The 16,694-nt window shown below is 47.6% G+C and carries 7 protein-coding genes, 13 tRNA genes and 4 rRNA genes; 1 reads left to right on the forward strand and 23 read right to left on the reverse strand.

Going from position 1 to position 16,694, the window contains the following annotated elements; all coding sequences use genetic code 11:
- Positions 1–436: 436 nt before the first annotated feature.
- The 6 genes from glmM to ppc all read right to left on the reverse strand — a co-directional run bounded on the left by glmM (position 437) and on the right by ppc (position 8,858).
- Entirely contained in the window at positions 437–1,777 is a 1,341-nt protein-coding gene (gene glmM, locus MHH92_RS26475) for a phosphoglucosamine mutase (protein ID WP_017692121.1), read from the reverse strand.
- Positions 1,778–1,849: 72 nt separating this feature from the next.
- On the reverse strand, positions 1,850–3,343 hold the full coding sequence (locus MHH92_RS26480) for a CdaR family protein (protein WP_340907164.1): 1,494 nt from the start codon (positions 3,341–3,343) through the stop codon (positions 1,850–1,852).
- A complete protein-coding gene (gene cdaA / locus MHH92_RS26485) occupies positions 3,336–4,172 on the reverse strand; it encodes a diadenylate cyclase CdaA (RefSeq protein WP_017692119.1) in 837 nt (278 codons plus the stop codon). The genes MHH92_RS26480 and cdaA overlap by 8 nt, the downstream gene beginning before the upstream one ends.
- Before the next feature lie 315 nt (positions 4,173–4,487).
- A complete protein-coding gene (locus MHH92_RS26490) occupies positions 4,488–5,102 on the reverse strand; it encodes a zf-HC2 domain-containing protein (protein WP_036614042.1) in 615 nt (204 codons plus the stop codon).
- Between the two features lie 136 nt (positions 5,103–5,238).
- Entirely contained in the window at positions 5,239–5,805 is a 567-nt protein-coding gene (sigW, locus tag MHH92_RS26495) for an RNA polymerase sigma factor SigW (protein ID WP_036614044.1), read from the reverse strand.
- A 260-nt stretch (positions 5,806–6,065) separates the two neighbouring features.
- Positions 6,066–8,858: a phosphoenolpyruvate carboxylase gene (ppc, locus tag MHH92_RS26500; protein WP_253503530.1), complete on the reverse strand. Its 2,793-nt coding sequence runs from the start codon at positions 8,856–8,858 to the stop codon at positions 6,066–6,068.
- A 577-nt stretch (positions 8,859–9,435) separates the two neighbouring features.
- On the opposite strand from ppc, the gene MHH92_RS26505 reads away from it, so the two are divergent.
- On the forward strand, positions 9,436–9,783 hold the full coding sequence (locus MHH92_RS26505) for a WGxxGxxG family protein (RefSeq protein ID WP_076328832.1): 348 nt from the start codon (positions 9,436–9,438) through the stop codon (positions 9,781–9,783).
- Positions 9,784–10,017: 234 nt separating this feature from the next.
- Here the strand turns inward: MHH92_RS26505 and MHH92_RS26510 are convergent.
- The 17 genes from MHH92_RS26510 to MHH92_RS26590 form a co-directional block, all read right to left on the reverse strand.
- Positions 10,018–10,088 (reverse strand) — tRNA-Gly (locus tag MHH92_RS26510).
- 10 nt (positions 10,089–10,098) lie between these two features.
- Positions 10,099–10,172, reverse strand: a tRNA-Pro gene (locus MHH92_RS26515).
- A 15-nt stretch (positions 10,173–10,187) separates the two neighbouring features.
- Positions 10,188–10,264 (reverse strand) — tRNA-Arg (locus tag MHH92_RS26520).
- 8 nt (positions 10,265–10,272) lie between these two features.
- Positions 10,273–10,347, reverse strand: a tRNA-Gly gene (locus MHH92_RS26525).
- A 10-nt stretch (positions 10,348–10,357) separates the two neighbouring features.
- Positions 10,358–10,438, reverse strand: a tRNA-Leu gene (locus MHH92_RS26530).
- A gap of 6 nt (positions 10,439–10,444) precedes the next feature.
- Positions 10,445–10,520, reverse strand: a tRNA-Lys gene (locus MHH92_RS26535).
- Between the two features lie 9 nt (positions 10,521–10,529).
- Positions 10,530–10,604: transfer RNA gene (locus MHH92_RS26540), tRNA-Gln, on the reverse strand.
- Positions 10,605–10,613: 9 nt separating this feature from the next.
- Positions 10,614–10,689, reverse strand: a tRNA-Val gene (locus MHH92_RS26545).
- 7 nt (positions 10,690–10,696) lie between these two features.
- Positions 10,697–10,768, reverse strand: a tRNA-Glu gene (locus MHH92_RS26550).
- A gap of 10 nt (positions 10,769–10,778) precedes the next feature.
- A tRNA-Thr gene (locus MHH92_RS26555) sits at positions 10,779–10,851 on the reverse strand.
- 3 nt (positions 10,852–10,854) lie between these two features.
- Positions 10,855–10,930, reverse strand: a tRNA-Asn gene (locus MHH92_RS26560).
- Positions 10,931–11,014: 84 nt separating this feature from the next.
- Positions 11,015–11,131, reverse strand: a 5S ribosomal RNA gene (gene rrf, locus MHH92_RS26565).
- Between the two features lie 74 nt (positions 11,132–11,205).
- Positions 11,206–14,133 (reverse strand): 23S ribosomal RNA (locus tag MHH92_RS26570).
- Positions 14,134–14,339: 206 nt separating this feature from the next.
- Positions 14,340–14,415, reverse strand: a tRNA-Ala gene (locus MHH92_RS26575).
- 22 nt (positions 14,416–14,437) lie between these two features.
- Positions 14,438–14,514: transfer RNA gene (locus tag MHH92_RS26580), tRNA-Ile, on the reverse strand.
- A gap of 36 nt (positions 14,515–14,550) precedes the next feature.
- Positions 14,551–14,667 (reverse strand): 5S ribosomal RNA (gene rrf / locus MHH92_RS26585).
- Between the two features lie 158 nt (positions 14,668–14,825).
- Positions 14,826–16,378 (reverse strand): 16S ribosomal RNA (locus MHH92_RS26590).
- The 16S, 23S and 5S rRNA genes sit together here with 13 tRNA genes alongside, the layout of an rRNA operon.
- Between the last annotated feature and the right edge of the window lie 316 nt (positions 16,379–16,694).

A 16,694-nucleotide genomic window follows, 5' to 3' on the forward strand; every position in this document is an offset into this window, starting at 1 on the left:
GTTTACGGCTCTGGTGCTTCACCGGGAGGTCCCCGCCGAACAATCCGAACACCTCCACCTCGTCAGCTTGATTGCCGTTGATCTTAATCAGCCGTTCTTCAACCTAGAAGAAATCCTGATCAACATCATCCCGCGCAACTCCAAGCTCTGGCGCTTGTGTAACTGTAACCTTACGTTCCTCACTTTCTGTGTCTGAATGACGACTCCACTCATTATATGCACGTCAGGTCCATTTTGCAATGGAGCAAAGTACCTGTGACAATTTTAGCATATTTACCTACAATCCCGACCGGATAAACGGACCTATGGTCTCATCAGGCCGGGACGCAGGAATATCCATGCATAAGTCCTAAATCATGTTATATTAAGCCTCGTTCTACACAACAATTCACTTAAGAAAACCGTCTGCAGAAGGTTACTCTTACATCTTCCAGTCCTATACCAGTTCTTTTTGCACTACATCTGCGATTTGAGACACAAATTGTTCAAGTTCGTCTTTATCTGGTCCTTCCGCCATAACACGGATCAGAGATTCAGTACCTGAAGCACGAACGAGTACACGTCCATTATCCCCGAGTTGTTGTTCTACTGTAGCAATAGCTTGCTCGATTGCAGCATTGCCCTCGTATTTACTCTTATCTTCAACACGTACATTCACCAATACTTGTGGGTACTGGGTCATTAGCGCTTTTAGTTCACTCAGTTTTTTACCGGAAGCCTTGAGCGTATCCACGAGTTGAATCGCAGTCAGCATACCGTCTCCAGTTGTATTGTAATCCAGGAAAATAACATGGCCAGATTGTTCTCCACCCAAGTTGTAACCGCCGCGACGCATTTCCTCCATCACATAACGATCACCTACTGCCGTTTTAGCTGTTTTCAGTGCAAGTTTCTCTGTTGCTTTGTAGAATCCGATGTTACTCATAACGGTCGATACAACAGTACTGTCCTTCAACTTGCCTGCACGATTCATCGCATCACCACAGATACACAGAATGAAATCTCCATCCACCTCAGCGCCTGTCTCATCAATAGCAATCAGACGATCCGCATCCCCGTCAAAAGCAAGACCCAGATCTGCTTTATGTTTGAGCACTTCTTGTTTCAGGTTCTCTGGATGAGTTGATCCACATTGCTCATTAATATTCAGGCCGTTAGGCTCAGCGCCAATGGCAATGACTTCTGCTCCTAGTTCACTAAACAATTTTGGTGCCAGTTCATAAGCTGCTCCGTTTGCACAGTCCAAAACAATTTTAAGTCCAGAGAACGATTCATTTACAGTTGTTTTCAGGAAATCAAGATAACGATAACGGGATTCCTCATCTGTTGTTACAGTACCCAGCCCGCCACCAACTGGCCGTGGCAATTGATCTGTCTCCGCATCCATCAGTTCTTCAATCCGGTTCTCTGTTTCATCAGACAGCTTGAAGCCATCTCCACCAAAGAACTTGATTCCGTTATCCTCAACCGGATTGTGGGAAGCCGAGATCATCACGCCCGCGTCAGCTTTCAACAAACGTGCAATATACGCCACTCCCGGAGTGGATACAACGCCCAGACGGATCACATCAGCGCCAATGGACAACAGACCTGCAACCAATGCGGATTCCAACATCAATCCCGAGATACGAGTATCCATGCCAATAACCACTTTTGGTCTTTCCACACCACCTGCAAGCACGTAACCACCACAACGTCCAATGCTGTAAGCCAGCTCTGCCGTTAACTCTTTATTGGCAACCCCTCTTACACCGTCTGTACCAAAATATTTCCCCATGATTTAACTCCTTCTATTCGCATCATATACGAGCACTATTATTATTTTTTGAGAATTTTAAAATTAGAACGTTTACGGATTAGCGCCACTTTTACTGCCAGTACCGCTGTTATTATTATTTAAATTACCTCGACTGCTTGTGCTCCCCTGTTGGCCCTGATCCTGAGTATCCGTATTCGATTCCGTTTCTTCTTCATCAGGAACAGGCTCTGTTTCCCCATTTTCAACCTCGGCTGGTGTTGGGTCAGGTGCTACCGTTCCCTCGTCCGTCGGTTCTTCGCCAGGAGTGGTCGTGGTATCTTCAGCCTTTTCGCTAATTTTGACCGTCGCACTCAATGCAGTGGATGATTCATCCAGTTTGGCATAACGGGGCAGGTCGGCTTCAAGCTTGATCTCATGCGTTCCGACCGCAAGTCCAGCAAGATCCCCGGTTAACGTGAGATCATCACTACTCAGACCCTCAAGCATACTTGCTGAGCCTGTAAGTGTGAGGTTCAGACCGCCGCTTCGAGGCGTAACCAGCGTCCCTTCCAGTCCATTCCCCTCACCGGTAAGTGTGATGGTGACGTTCGGAAAGACTTTGGTTGTCTCCTCTGCCTCGTCAAATGGTGATATGGTTACCTTGATCTGAATCGAACTAGGCTCGATTTTCTCAAAACCGGAAGGCGGCGTCAAGTCCACGTTAACTGTCGATGTACCCGACTGATCAAACTGTGTAAGATCAAGGGTTACTTGGTCGTAGGACTGTATACCTGCAAGCGCATCCTCTGATCCATAAACCGAGACTTCTTTCACGTTTGGCTCTACCGTGGAGAGTACCAGGCCTTCCGGAAGCTGTCCCGAATATTTGATTCTTAAGGGTACAGATGTATAGGGCTGATTGACCGGAACTCGGACTTCAACCGTTTGAGGCGTTATAATCGCATTTTCAAGGACCTTACCTTCAGCATCGTAGGCTTGAAGTTTCACTTTTTTCTGTATGACATCTTCCTTGGCATCTTTCACGCTCACACTGCCCTGGACCTTCGCTACAGCCTCGAGTTGCCCTTCGGGCAGAGTTACCTTAACCGGCGTCGAAGGTTCAGTTACGGGCGTTCCAGCGCTGTATCCGGCGGATGGTTCCCCTTCGGGTACAATATTCACATTGAAGGATTTGGTGCCCAATTTTTCTACGTTCACCGTAACCATTGAAGGTTCCATGCTGACCACTTCTACCCCGGAAGGCAAATCAGGTACAAGTGGCAGTGTATTGGACCCATCTTTCACCTGACTCAGATCGACCAGTACCTTGTAATCATCATTCGTAAAAATCGATGTTAGCATCGAGCGCTGTCCTTTGATCTCCAGCCGGACCTCATCCGTACTTAATGAAGTGAGCACATAGCTAGTGCTGTCTAATCCATAAGGTTGAACAGGCACCGTACGTTCCACAACCTTGTTGGTTGTCCCTGTTGTAATCGTAGGGGTGGTTGGTACTTCATCCAGATGAATCATGAACCAGAGCAGCAGGCTCACTGCAAGTGCAAGTATTTTGGCAAAGTTATTATTGTTAAACCACTTATCCATTGTTACGTCCTCCCTTCCGTTTCCAGAAGGTTGTCCAGCCATTCTTTTTCAGATTGGATGTTGGGCGCAACTCCTCATACAGTTTGGCAATCAGCGATTCTTCCTTAATATCACGAACGACCTGTCCATTCATTGCCAGTGACACTTGTCCTGTCTCTTCGGAGACAACCAAACAGATCGCATCTGCAACTTCGGTAATCCCGATTGCTGCACGGTGGCGTGTTCCCAATTCCTTACTGATAAAAGGATTCTCTGATAATGGCAAATAACAAGCTGCTGCCGAAATCTGTTTTCCCTGTATAATAACGGCTCCATCATGGAGTGGTGTATTTGGAATAAAGATGTTAATCATCAGCTCCGAGCTGACCAGAGAGTGCATCTTAATGCCCGATTCCGTGTAATCGTTCAGACCTGTTTCACGTTCGAATACGACCAAAGCGCCAATTTTACGCCGTGACAAATAATTAACTGACTTAATAATCTCACCAATTAACACCGTTAATTCTTCATCACTCGCAGCCGCTGAACGTCCAAACAGCTTACCGCGTCCCAATTGCTCCAGACCACGACGCAGTTCCGGCTGAAAGATAATGAAGACCGCAACGACACCAAACGTAAACATCTGGTTCATTAACCATTTGAGCGTATACAGATTTAGCCACGTACTTAATGCCCAGATCAACACAAGGAACAGAATCCCTTTCAGGAGCTGAACCGCACGTGTCCCCCGCACAAGCAAAATCAGTTTGTACATAATATAGGTAACGATCAATATATCGATAACGTCCTTAATGGACTCTGTCCACGTTAAGTCAGCAAAATAATTCATAAGCCAGCCCCCGCTATCCCCATTGATGAGTAAACCCTGATCTCATATTAACCCATTAGGATTTTAAATAATCCTTTGTCTCCGCATTTTTGCATTATTTGATTTGTGCAAAATGCTTATCTATATGTAGTAGTATGTTCTCTTTAGTATCTAGGTTATAACGTTAACGTTCAGGTTGCAAGTTACGGCAGTCTCAAACTGCACATAAACATCACATTTACCATGAATTACAAAGTTTGCGTATAAAAAAAGAGTACCCCATGCAATCTGGAGGTACCCTGCTTGGTATATACCATTGAAGAATTTTACCCTGTTCTAGCGATAAGCCACTTCATTTACCATATTGGTTATTTTGTACCAGAACCAGTCCAGCGCCTGATCAATACTTTTCACCTGACCTGAAATATGCGCCGTTGAAGCCTGAAACAGTTGTCCGTCGATAACCGTCAGATTGCCGTTCACATCACCATATACTTGTGCGGTTCCATTTTCTATCGTAAGATCGCCAGCAATTGACTTACCTTCAGGAACAATAACCGTGTTACCCTGAATCACGATCTGGTCCAGATTATTTCCCTTAACAACCATTTCGTTATTCTGATTCCAGAAATTCAAGGCGCTAAAGAGCATCACGACCAAAAAGAAGGCTGCCGCCGTCAGCGCGGGATGTCCTTTGACCCATTTGAGCCATGCTTGCTGTCTCTTGGGCTGGGGCAGAGCATTCATAATTCGATTGGTCAGCTCATCAGAGGCAGACGGTGAATAGTGTTTCATGGCAAAGAGTAACATTTCCGTCTGTTCCAACTCTTTAAAGCGCATGCGACAATCCGGACAGATCACAAGGTGACTTTTCAGTTCAACCTTCTGGGCCGGGGACAACGACTCATCCAAACATTCATGCATTAAAGAGACGGCCGAGTTGCAATCCATATGAGAGCCAATCCTTTCTTAAATCACTTAGTCCATGTGCCATTAAAAAGCACGCATAAGACTTGCATACATTACATACGCATCCGTTTCGGATATGTTTCAAATAATTTCGCCCATATTTAAAGGCGCTTAACATTTATAACTTATACTCCAATTTTTTACGTAGAAAATCACGGCCCCGATGAACGCGTGTCTTGATCGTTGTTACGGGCATACCTGTCACATCACTGATTTCCTGTAGCGACAAGTCCTGTAAATATCTCAGAATCATAACGGACTTATACTTGGCTGGCAAACTGTCAATGGCCTCACGAATGAGTGTCTGCGTTTCTGACAGGAGCGCTTCACTCTCAGGTGTACGATCATCACTCGGGAGCATCGCATAACCATCAGATCCTTCCTGATCATTCAGTTCAGCATCCAAAGAGTATGAAGGTTTCTTTCTGCGCAGTCGGTCAATACACAGATTCGTTGCGATCCGGTATATCCAGGTTGAGAACTTCTGGTTCGGATCGTACTTCTCCATATTACGAAACACACGCAAAAACGTCTCCTGCACAACGTCTTCAGCTTCATGACGATTGTTCAGCATCCGGTATGCCAAATGAAATAGCTTGTCCTTATATAGTTCAACGATTTCTGCAAAGGCTCTCTGGTCGCCCTTGAGCACCAGTTTAATAAGCCTATTCTCCAAATTGTCCACCCTTATTCCCCCAGACATGCTGATGGGTCTTCCGTCTTCTGATACCCGTCCACACTTGTAATTCACCAATCAAATCGTAAATCAACTTTGGTCAAAAATCAAGACTGTATGACAAATATCCGCCAAAAACAGTAAAAACGGGAACTCCCGCAGGAGTCCCGTTTCATCTCTTACTCCGTAGAGCAGAGAATGGAGCTTTTTAGTTAACAAAGTAATGGGTACTTTATTACATATAATCATCATTCACAACAAATTGATAATCAACCTGTATTACGAAGTCCTGCAGCGATTCCATTGATTGTCAGCAACACTTCTCTAAGCAGTTCCGTATCATCCTCACCACGTTCACGCATATCTCTGAGCTCGCTCAGAAGTTGAACCTGCATGTAGGATAACGGATCCACATAAGGGTTACGAAGGCGGATGGATTCTTGAATAACCGGTACATCATCCAGAATTTCAGCTTCTCCGGTAATTTTCAGAATCAGCTCTTTTGTGAGCTTGAATTCGGCTTCAATCTGACCGTAGATGCGATCACGGGCTTCCTTGTTCGAAGTCATGGCTGAATATTCTTTGGCAATGACCAGATCTGCCTTGGCTACGGCCATCTGTACCGTATCAATTAATGTACGGAAGAATGGGAAGCTTGCATACATTTCTTTCAGGACAACCAGATTTTCCTCTTTATCCTGATAGTAACTTTGCAATCCTGTTCCTGCCGCATACCATGCCGGAAGCAGATAACGACTTTGAGTCCAGGCGAATACCCAAGGGATCGCTCTCAAATCTTCAAACTTATCACTATTTTTACGCTTGGATGGACGGGAACCAATATTCAGCTCACCAACCTCCGGAAGCGGCGTTGATTCTTTGAAGAAGGTGAAGAAGTCTGGATCACGGAAAATCAGATCCTGATATTTCGTCAGAGATACTTCCGAAATCTCTTTGATGATGCTGTCCCAATGACGTTCGGATGCTGACTCTTGCGGCTCAAGCCCATTAAGTGCTGCTGTGATTAGAGCCGAAGTTGCCTGCTCCAGACTGCGGTATGCAATTCCCTGAAGGGAATAACGGGAAGAAATAACCTCTCCCTGCTCCGTAATCTTGATGCCCCCACCAATCGTATGTGGTGGTTGAGCAAGAATACTGCGGTTGAGTGGCATGCCGCCACGTCCAAGCGCCCCGCCACGTCCATGGAAGAACTTCAGCTTAACGCCGTGTTCATTACCTACAGCCGTAATTGCATTCATCGCTACGCGCAGTTCCCAGTTGGCAGTAACCACGCCGCCATCCTTGTTACTGTCTGAATAACCAAGCATGATTTCATGCAGTTCATTCCGTCCTTTTACGCTTGCGCGGTATACAGGAAGGTTGAACAGCTTCTGCATAATGTCCGAAGCCGCATGTAGATCATCAATCGTTTCAAACAGTGGTACCGCTTGAAGTGTAGATACAACGTCACCGTTGTGACCTTTGGTGAATAAGCCCACTTCTTTGGCAAATACCATAACCTCCAGCAAATCACTTGCGCCCTGCGTCATACTGATCAGGTAACTTGTGATACAGCCGTTCCCAAATTCGTTCTGGGCACGTTTAATGGTACGGAAGACATCCAGACATTCTTTGGTTCCCTCCGTGTATTGGTGATAAGGAGAAGTAAGCGGACGTGGATCATCCAGCAAACGAGCGAGCAGATCGATTTTACCGTCTTCAGTCAGACGCGCATAATCCTCTACAATGTTCATTTTCGCCAAAATCTCAGACATCGCATTTTCATGTTCCTTACTGTGCTGACGCACATCCAATGCTGCGGTATGGAAACCAAACAACTCGACTTGACGAATCATTTTGCGAATGGTCGTATCTGCTACGTAATCGGCAAAATGATGGCGCAGACTTCGATCAATAATCATCAGTTCATCAATCAAATCCTGTGCGCTATGATAACGGTCAGGCTGACCTAATTTGTTCTCATCCAGTACATTGTTCAGTTTGGCAATCATATAGGCCAATTTGATGCGGTATGGCTCTTTTTCATTCCGCCAGATATCCACTTTTTTCAATGTAACAGAATTACGGTCCTGCTCAATCGACTGCACCAGCTCATCCGATACATGAATGATGTTTGTGCTGAAGCTGAGATGACCCATAAGTTCAATCATAATCCGTTGGTATTCACGCAAAGCGAGCTTGCGTTGCATCAACAACGTCTGCCATGTTACATCTGAAGTTACCGAAGGATTTCCATCCCGGTCTCCACCGATCCAGGAACCGAACCGCAAATACGTCGGCACATGCCAGTCATGGTCAGGATAAAATTTGTTCAGGCAACGTTCCAGCTCCTGATATACATCCGGAAGTACGTGGAACAACGTTTCGTGAAAGTAGTACATCCCGTTCCGCACTTCATCGAGTACAGTCGGTTTGCGGTCGCGAAGTTCATCTGTCTGCCAGAGTGTAATAACCTCATTCAGCAGTTTCTCACGCAACTGTTCACGTTCACGCAACGTCAGCGTAGGATTATCAAGAAGCATGACATCTTCAGATATCCGTTTATGGATGTCCAGAATAACCCGGCGCATGGCTTCGGTTGGGTGAGCTGTCATAACGAGTTCCAACGACAAATCGTCGAGAATCTCTTCCACCTCTGTATGAGACAATCCACGTTCCTTAAGATCCTGTACTGCTTTCTCAATCGATCCTGGCTGCACAGCGTTCCCTGCAGAACGTTCATAATCCCGTTTACGCCGGATCCGATGGTTTTGTTCAGCAATATTAACTAATTGAAAATAAATAGCGAAAGCCCGAATAACCTGATGACGATTGTCCGAGTCTAATTCCTGGATCATCGTTTTGAACTCTGCATACAGTTCTGGCAAAAATTCTGCACGTAACGATTTGCTCGTTTCCCGAATCTTCTCAACGATATCTAGAAGCTCCGTGCCGCCTTGATGGACAAGAACTTCTCCGAGTATATTGCCCAGGAACCGCACGTCTCTACGAAGCAGGTTGTTGGATTGGCTTTTGCTGGCGGTTACCATAGTTTCAGTCATGCTTATCCTCCCATCTGATCGTTCCATTCGTACACGTAAATTTGACACCTTCATAACATCATACAATAAAATGGTACGAAAATCTTTATTTTTCTACTAGAAAAAATGGGGATTATCCCCGATTTACAGCATAAAAACACGCTTTTTTATTCATTTTCTTGTTCTGCTTCATTTAATGGTCATATGCTGTCGCATGATACCTTTTTCACGTACTTTACATAAATCATATGTCTCATACCTATACTTAAAAATTCATAAATATACAGTTCTTTTAGATATGATCCCATGTACCTGATATTAAGGTTAAACCGCATAATTTCATTGTTTGAGAACAGATGATATACAAAGAAACATGACCGGCAAAGCAAGCTTTTGTATACTTTACCACAGTGACGCAATAAATTAAAGATGTAATTATAATTTTCTTCCCACTACAGTCTGCTTACTAGGCAAGTTTCTTATGTATGTTGTTATTCAATTGGACTCAAAGGTATATCTTAACAGACTATTTCTACATATTGTACTTGTCTTCTTGGGCAGATTAATCTGTAGCTCTTACTAAAAAGGAGGAATCCACATGATGAAGAAAGGTACAACAATTATTGCTTCTGTGCTTCTGGTGGCCGCGATGGCTGGCCCTGCTGCTGCTGATGGTCATATGTCCAAAGGAATGGATACAACCGGCTCACGTGTCCGGTCTTATCAGGACACCAACTATATGGACCGCACAAACACTAATTCTAACATGAATATGAACATGGATGGAAACTACCGCAACAATGGTGACTATCGTACCAACAATGTTCGGGCAAACGCCACAACAACCGACCGTGACAACGGCATGGATTGGGGCTGGCTTGGTTTGTTGGGACTGCTTGGATTAGCTGGCATGCGTAAAAGAGTGACGGACCACAACGAACGTTAAATTGTGCGCTCTTCACTATACAATAGCTGCTGCGTCTTAGAGGCAGCTCATCCACAAAGATAAACAGAAGAGCCAAGACCTCCCTATTTGGATAGTAAAGGGGTCTTGGCTCTTTTTTAAATAAACCTGTATTATACTTTACATAAATTATAATATAAAATAACTGCTGATTATTTCGTTAAATAAAATAAAAAAGCCTCTGCATCTGCAAAGGCTCTTTCATTATATTCTGTAAGCGGGTGATGGGAATCGAACCCACGCTATTAGCTTGGAAGGCTAAAGTTCTACCATTGAACTACACCCGCATAACAACAATCGGGATGACACGATTTGAACATGCGACCCCCTGGTCCCAAACCAGGTGCTCTACCAAGCTGAGCTACATCCCGATACTAAAAAAATAATGGCGCGCCCTGAGAGATTCGAACTCCCGGCCTTTTGATTCGTAGTCAAACGCTCTATCCAGCTGAGCTAAGGGCGCAAAAATATTGGAGCGGAAGACGGGAATCGAACCCGCGACCCTCGCCTTGGCAAGGCGATGCTCTACCGCTGAGCCACTTCCGCAAATAAAGGATGCGCGTGGAGGGACTTGAACCCCCACGTCAAAGACGCTAGATCCTAAGTCTAGTGCGTCTGCCAATTCCGCCACACGCGCATATGATGGTGAGTCATGAAGGGCTCGAACCTTCGACACCCTGATTAAAAGTCAGGTGCTCTACCAACTGAGCTAATGACTCATACTAAAATGGCTGGGGATATAGGATTTGAACCTATGCATGACGGAGTCAAAGTCCGTTGCCTTACCGCTTGGCTAATCCCCAATAAAAATATGGTGGAGGCTGAGGGGATCGAACCCCCGACCCTCTGCTTGTAAGGCAGATGCTCTCCCAGCTGAGCTAAGCCTCCAACTATATGACCCGTAGGGGATTCGAACCCCTGTTACCTCCGTGAAAGGGAGGTGTCTTAACCCCTTGACCAACGGGCCCCATTTCCAAAGCTCTCAACCGGGATCGAACCGGTGACCTCATCCTTACCATGGATGCACTCTACCTACTGAGCTATGAGAGCAAATGGCTCCCCGAACAGGGCTCGAACCTGTGACAACTCGATTAACAGTCGAGTGCTCTACCAACTGAGCTATCAGGGAATAATATGCATTTGCAGGGCAAATGCAATTCATCGTACAACGTCCACATGCAGAGCCTGTTTTCTATGTATGATGAAAGAGTTCGCTTGGCGGCGTCCTACTCTCCCAGGACCCTGCGGTCCAAGTACCATCGGCGCTAGAGGGCTTAACGGTCGTGTTCGGGATGGGTACGTGTGGAACCCCTCCGCCATCGCCACCAAACGCGTAGCTTACATTTCAGAGATCGTTCTCTGAAAACTAGATTCGAAACGAAACATGCGAATTATCACTTGCTATTGGATAAGCCCTCGACCGATTAGTACTGGTCAGCTCCATGCATTGCTGCACTTCCACCCCCAGCCTATCTACCTCGTCGTCTTCAAGGGGTCTTACATACTGGGAAATCTCATCTTGAGGGGGGCTTCACGCTTAGATGCTTTCAGCGTTTATCCCGTCCGTACATAGCTACCCAGCGGTGCTCCTGGCGGAACAACTGGTACACCAGCGGTACGTCCATCCCGGTCCTCTCGTACTAAGGACAGCTCCTCTCAAATTTCCTACGCCCACGACAGATAGGGACCGAACTGTCTCACGACGTTCTGAACCCAGCTCGCGTACCGCTTTAATGGGCGAACAGCCCAACCCTTGGGACCTACTTCAGCCCCAGGATGCGATGAGCCGACATCGAGGTGCCAAACCTCCCCGTCGATGTGGACTCTTGGGGGAGATAAGCCTGTTATCCCCAGGGTAGCTTTTATCCGTTGAGCGATGGCCCTTCCATGCGGTACCACCGGATCACTAAGCCCGACTTTCGTCCCTGCTCGACTTGTAGGTCTCGCAGTCAAGCTCCCTTATGCCTTTGCACTCTTCGAATGATTTCCAACCATTCTGAGGGAACCTTTGGGCGCCTCCGTTACTCTTTAGGAGGCGACCGCCCCAGTCAAACTGCCCACCTGACACTGTCCCCGCACCGGATTACGGTACCAGGTTAGAACCTAGATACGATCAGGGTGGTATCCCAACGTTGCCTCCATGCAAGCTGGCGCTCACACTTCAAAGGCTCCCACCTATCCTGTACAGATCGTACCCAAATTCAATATCAAGCTGCAGTAAAGCTCCATGGGGTCTTTCCGTCTTGTCGCGGGTAACCTGCATCTTCACAGGTATTAAAATTTCACCGGATCTCTCGTTGAGACAGCGCCCAAGTCGTTACGCCATTCGTGCGGGTCAGAATTTACCTGACAAGGAATTTCGCTACCTTAGGACCGTTATAGTTACGGCCGCCGTTTACTGGGGCTTCGGTTCACAGCTTCGGGATTGCTCCCTAACCACTCCCCTTAACCTTCCAGCACCGGGCAGGCGTCAGCCCGTATACTTCGCCTTACGGCTTCGCACAGACCTGTGTTTTTGCTAAACAGTCGCTTGGGCCTTTTCACTGCGGCCCCCTCGTGCTATTCACACTACCGGGGCACCCCTTCTCCCGAAGTTACGGGGTCATTTTGCCGAGTTCCTTAACGAGAGTTCTTCCGCGCGCCTTAGAATACTCTTCTCGCCTACCTGTGTCGGTTTGCGGTACGGGCACCTTCACCTGGCTAGAGGCTTTTCTTGGCAGTGTGAGATCATGACCTTCGCTACTATAATTTTCGCTCCCCATCACAGCTCAGCCTTACAATGTGCGGATTTGCCTACACATCAGCCTTACTGCTTAGACGGACATCCATCAGTCCGCGTCACTACCCTACTGCGTCCCCCCATTGCTCATAACGGCTTACGGTGGTACAGGAATTTCGACCTGTTGTCCTTCGACTACGCCTTTCGGCCTCGCCTTAGGTCCCGACTTACCCTGAGCGGACGAGCCTTCCTCAGGAACCCTTAGGCTTTCGGCGGATCAGATTCTCACTGATCTTTTCGTTACTCATACCGGCATTCTCACTTGTATAATGTCCAGCGCTCCTTACGGTACACCTTCAACCCTTATACAACGCTCCCCTACCCCTGATGCAAAGCATCAAGCCATAGCTTCGGTGGTGTGTTTAGCCCCGTTACATTTTCGGCGCAGAGTCACTCGACCAGTGAGCTATTACGCACTCTTTCAATGATGGCTGCTTCTAAGCCAACATCCTGGTTGTCTGTGCAACTCCACATCCTTTCCCACTTAACACACACTTGGGGACCTTAGCTGATGGTCTGGGCTGTTTCCCTTTTGACAATGGATCTTAGCACTCACTGTCTGACTCCCGGAAGTAAGTCTATGGCATTCGGAGTTTGACTGAGCTTGGTAACCCTTGCGGGCCCCGCACCCAATCAGTGCTCTACCTCCACGACTCTGTTTTCCGAGGCTAGCCCTAAAGCTATTTCGGGGAGAACCAGCTATCTCCGAGTTCGATTGGAATTTCTCCGCTACCCCCACCTCATCCCCGCATTTTTCAACATGCGTGGGTTCGGGCCTCCAGTGCGTGTTACCGCACCTTCACCCTGGACAGGGGTAGATCACCCGGTTTCGGGTCTACGTCCACGTACTAAGTCGCCCTATTCAGACTCGCTTTCGCTGCGGCTCCGGCTCTTCACCTTAACCTTGCACGGGAACGTAACTCGCCGGTTCATTCTACAAAAGGCACGCCATCACCCCTAAAACGGGCTCTGACTTTTTGTAAGCACACGGTTTCAGGTTCTATTTCACTCCCCTTCCGGGGTGCTTTTCACCTTTCCCTCACGGTACTGCTTCACTATCGGTCGCTAGGAAGTATTTAGCCTTGGCAGATGGTCCTGCCGGATTCATACGGGGTTTCACGTGCCCCGCACTACTCGGGATCCGTCTCGGAGGGAACAGACTTTCAACTACAGGGCTTTTACCTTCTTTGGCGGGCCTTTCCAGACCTCTTCGCTTAACCGGTTCCTTTGTAACTCCATGTGAGACGTCCCACAACCCCAAAGAGCAAGCTCTCTGGTTTGGGCTTCTCCGCGTTCGCTCGCCGCTACTGACGGAATCACTATTGTTTTCTCTTCCTCAGGGTACTTAGATGTTTCAGTTCCCCTGGTATGCCTCTACACAACCTATGTATTCAGTTGTGAGTAACTGGAAATTACCCCAGCTGGGTTTCCCCATTCGGACACCCCCGGATCAAAGCTTGCTTACAGCTCCCCGAGGCAGTTTCGTTGTTCGCCACGTCCTTCATCGGCTCCTAGCGCCTAGGCATCCTCCGTGTGCTCTTAGTAGCTTAACCATTTTGTTCCGGTTTCGGTCGCTCGCTTCCCTTGTTTTGCTTGCGCAAAGCCAAAAGTCGCTCTCACCCGATACCATCACAAAAGCAATTTAACTACCTTTATACACTTGACTTGTTTGCACAAGTTCAGCTTAAAGGAATGTTCTAATTCGCGTTTGTTTCGTTTCGATATCTAGTTTTCAAAGAACAAACTTGTAAAACATTTTTGGTGGAGCCAAGCGGGATCGAACCGCTGACCTCCTGCTTGCAAGGCAGGCGCTCTCCCAGCTGAGCTATGGCCCCATATAAAGTTTAAAGGTATAGATGGTGGGCCCTGGTGGACTCGAACCACCGGCCTCACCCTTATCAGAGGTGCGCTCTAACCAACTGAGCTAAGGGCCCACATTACATATACTATTTGAACCCAAAATGGGTTACGCTTGGCGGCGTTCTACTCTCCCAGGACCCTGCGGTCCAAGTACCATTGACGCTGAAGGGCTTAACGGTCGTGTTCGGGATGGGAACGTGTGGAACCCCTTCGCTATCGCCACCAAACGTTTGAGAGTTTGAACTCTCAAAACTGAGCAACGAGTGAGTTGCTTGTACTCTTCATTTCATCCACACCGAAGTGAAGGACCGAAATGAATCGCTGTTGCAGGTTCTAAGAACCTGCTTATTTGAATGTTTCCGTTGCAGGAAACGATTCTCCATAGAAAGGAGGTGATCCAGCCGCACCTTCCGATACGGCTACCTTGTTACGACTTCACCCCAATCATCTATCCCACCTTCGGCGGCTGGCTCCTTGCGGTTACCCCACCGACTTCGGGTGTTATAAACTCTCGTGGTGTGACGGGCGGTGTGTACAAGACCCGGGAACGTATTCACCGCGGCATGCTGATCCGCGATTACTAGCAATTCCGACTTCATGCAGGCGAGTTGCAGCCTGCAATCCGAACTGAGACCGGCTTTGTTGGGATTGGCTCCATCTCGCGATTTCGCAGCCCGTTGTACCGGCCATTGTAGTACGTGTGTAGCCCAGGTCATAAGGGGCATGATGATTTGACGTCATCCCCACCTTCCTCCGGTTTGTCACCGGCAGTCTATCTAGAGTGCCCACCCGAAGTGCTGGCAACTAAATATAAGGGTTGCGCTCGTTGCGGGACTTAACCCAACATCTCACGACACGAGCTGACGACAACCATGCACCACCTGTCTCCTCTGTCCCGAAGGAAAGATACATCTCTGCATCGATCAGAGGGATGTCAAGACCTGGTAAGGTTCTTCGCGTTGCTTCGAATTAAACCACATACTCCACTGCTTGTGCGGGTCCCCGTCAATTCCTTTGAGTTTCAGTCTTGCGACCGTACTCCCCAGGCGGAGTGCTTAATGTGTTAACTTCGGCACCAAGGGTATCGAAACCCCTAACACCTAGCACTCATCGTTTACGGCGTGGACTACCAGGGTATCTAATCCTGTTTGCTCCCCACGCTTTCGCGCCTCAGCGTCAGTTACAGCCCAGAGAGTCGCCTTCGCCACTGGTGTTCCTCCACATATCTACGCATTTCACCGCTACACGTGGAATTCCACTCTCCTCTTCTGCACTCAAGTCACCCAGTTTCCAGTGCGATCCGGGGTTGAGCCCCGGGATTAAACACCAGACTTAAATGACCGCCTGCGCGCGCTTTACGCCCAATAATTCCGGACAACGCTTGCCCCCTACGTATTACCGCGGCTGCTGGCACGTAGTTAGCCGGGGCTTTCTTCTCAGGTACCGTCACCTTGAGAGCAGTTACTCTCCCAAGCGTTCTTCCCTGGCAACAGAGCTTTACGATCCGAAAACCTTCATCACTCACGCGGCATTGCTCCGTCAGGCTTTCGCCCATTGCGGAAGATTCCCTACTGCTGCCTCCCGTAGGAGTCTGGGCCGTGTCTCAGTCCCAGTGTGGCCGATCACCCTCTCAGGTCGGCTACGCATCGTCGCCTTGGTGAGCCGTTACCTCACCAACTAGCTAATGCGCCGCAGGCCCATCCCCAAGTGACAGATTGCTCCGTCTTTCCAGTTCTCTTCAGGCGAAGAAAACAATTATTCGGTATTAGCTACCGTTTCCGGTAGTTGTCCCAAACTTGAGGGCAGGTTGCCTACGTGTTACTCACCCGTCCGCCGCTAAGTATCAAGGAAGCAAGCTTCCTATCAACTCCGCTCGACTTGCATGTATTAGGCATGCCGCCAGCGTTCGTCCTGAGCCAGGATCAAACTCTCCAATAAAGTATTGAAAAGAGCGATAAGCTCATTTTGAATCTGACGAGATTAAAAATCTCATTTGTGCTCCAGTCGATTCAAGCCAAGGCTTGTTTCAAACTTTCGCGTTCATTCTGCAAGCAGAATGTTTACTCACTCGTTGTTCAGTTTTCAAAGATCAAACATTCAATTTAGTGCTGTTTTTCATGTTGTCGTCGTTTCAGCGGCGACTTTTATAATATATCATGTTGAAGTTCTCTTTGCAAGCATTATTTTTTGATTATTTTCAATCGCTTTATTTTCACGCTTGTTTCCGTGAACCGCTCCTAAAAAAGGAACGAAA

The sequence above is a fragment of the Paenibacillus sp. FSL M7-1414 genome, assembly GCF_038003195.1.
In the GTDB taxonomy this organism is placed as follows: domain Bacteria; phylum Bacillota; class Bacilli; order Paenibacillales; family Paenibacillaceae; genus Paenibacillus; species Paenibacillus amylolyticus.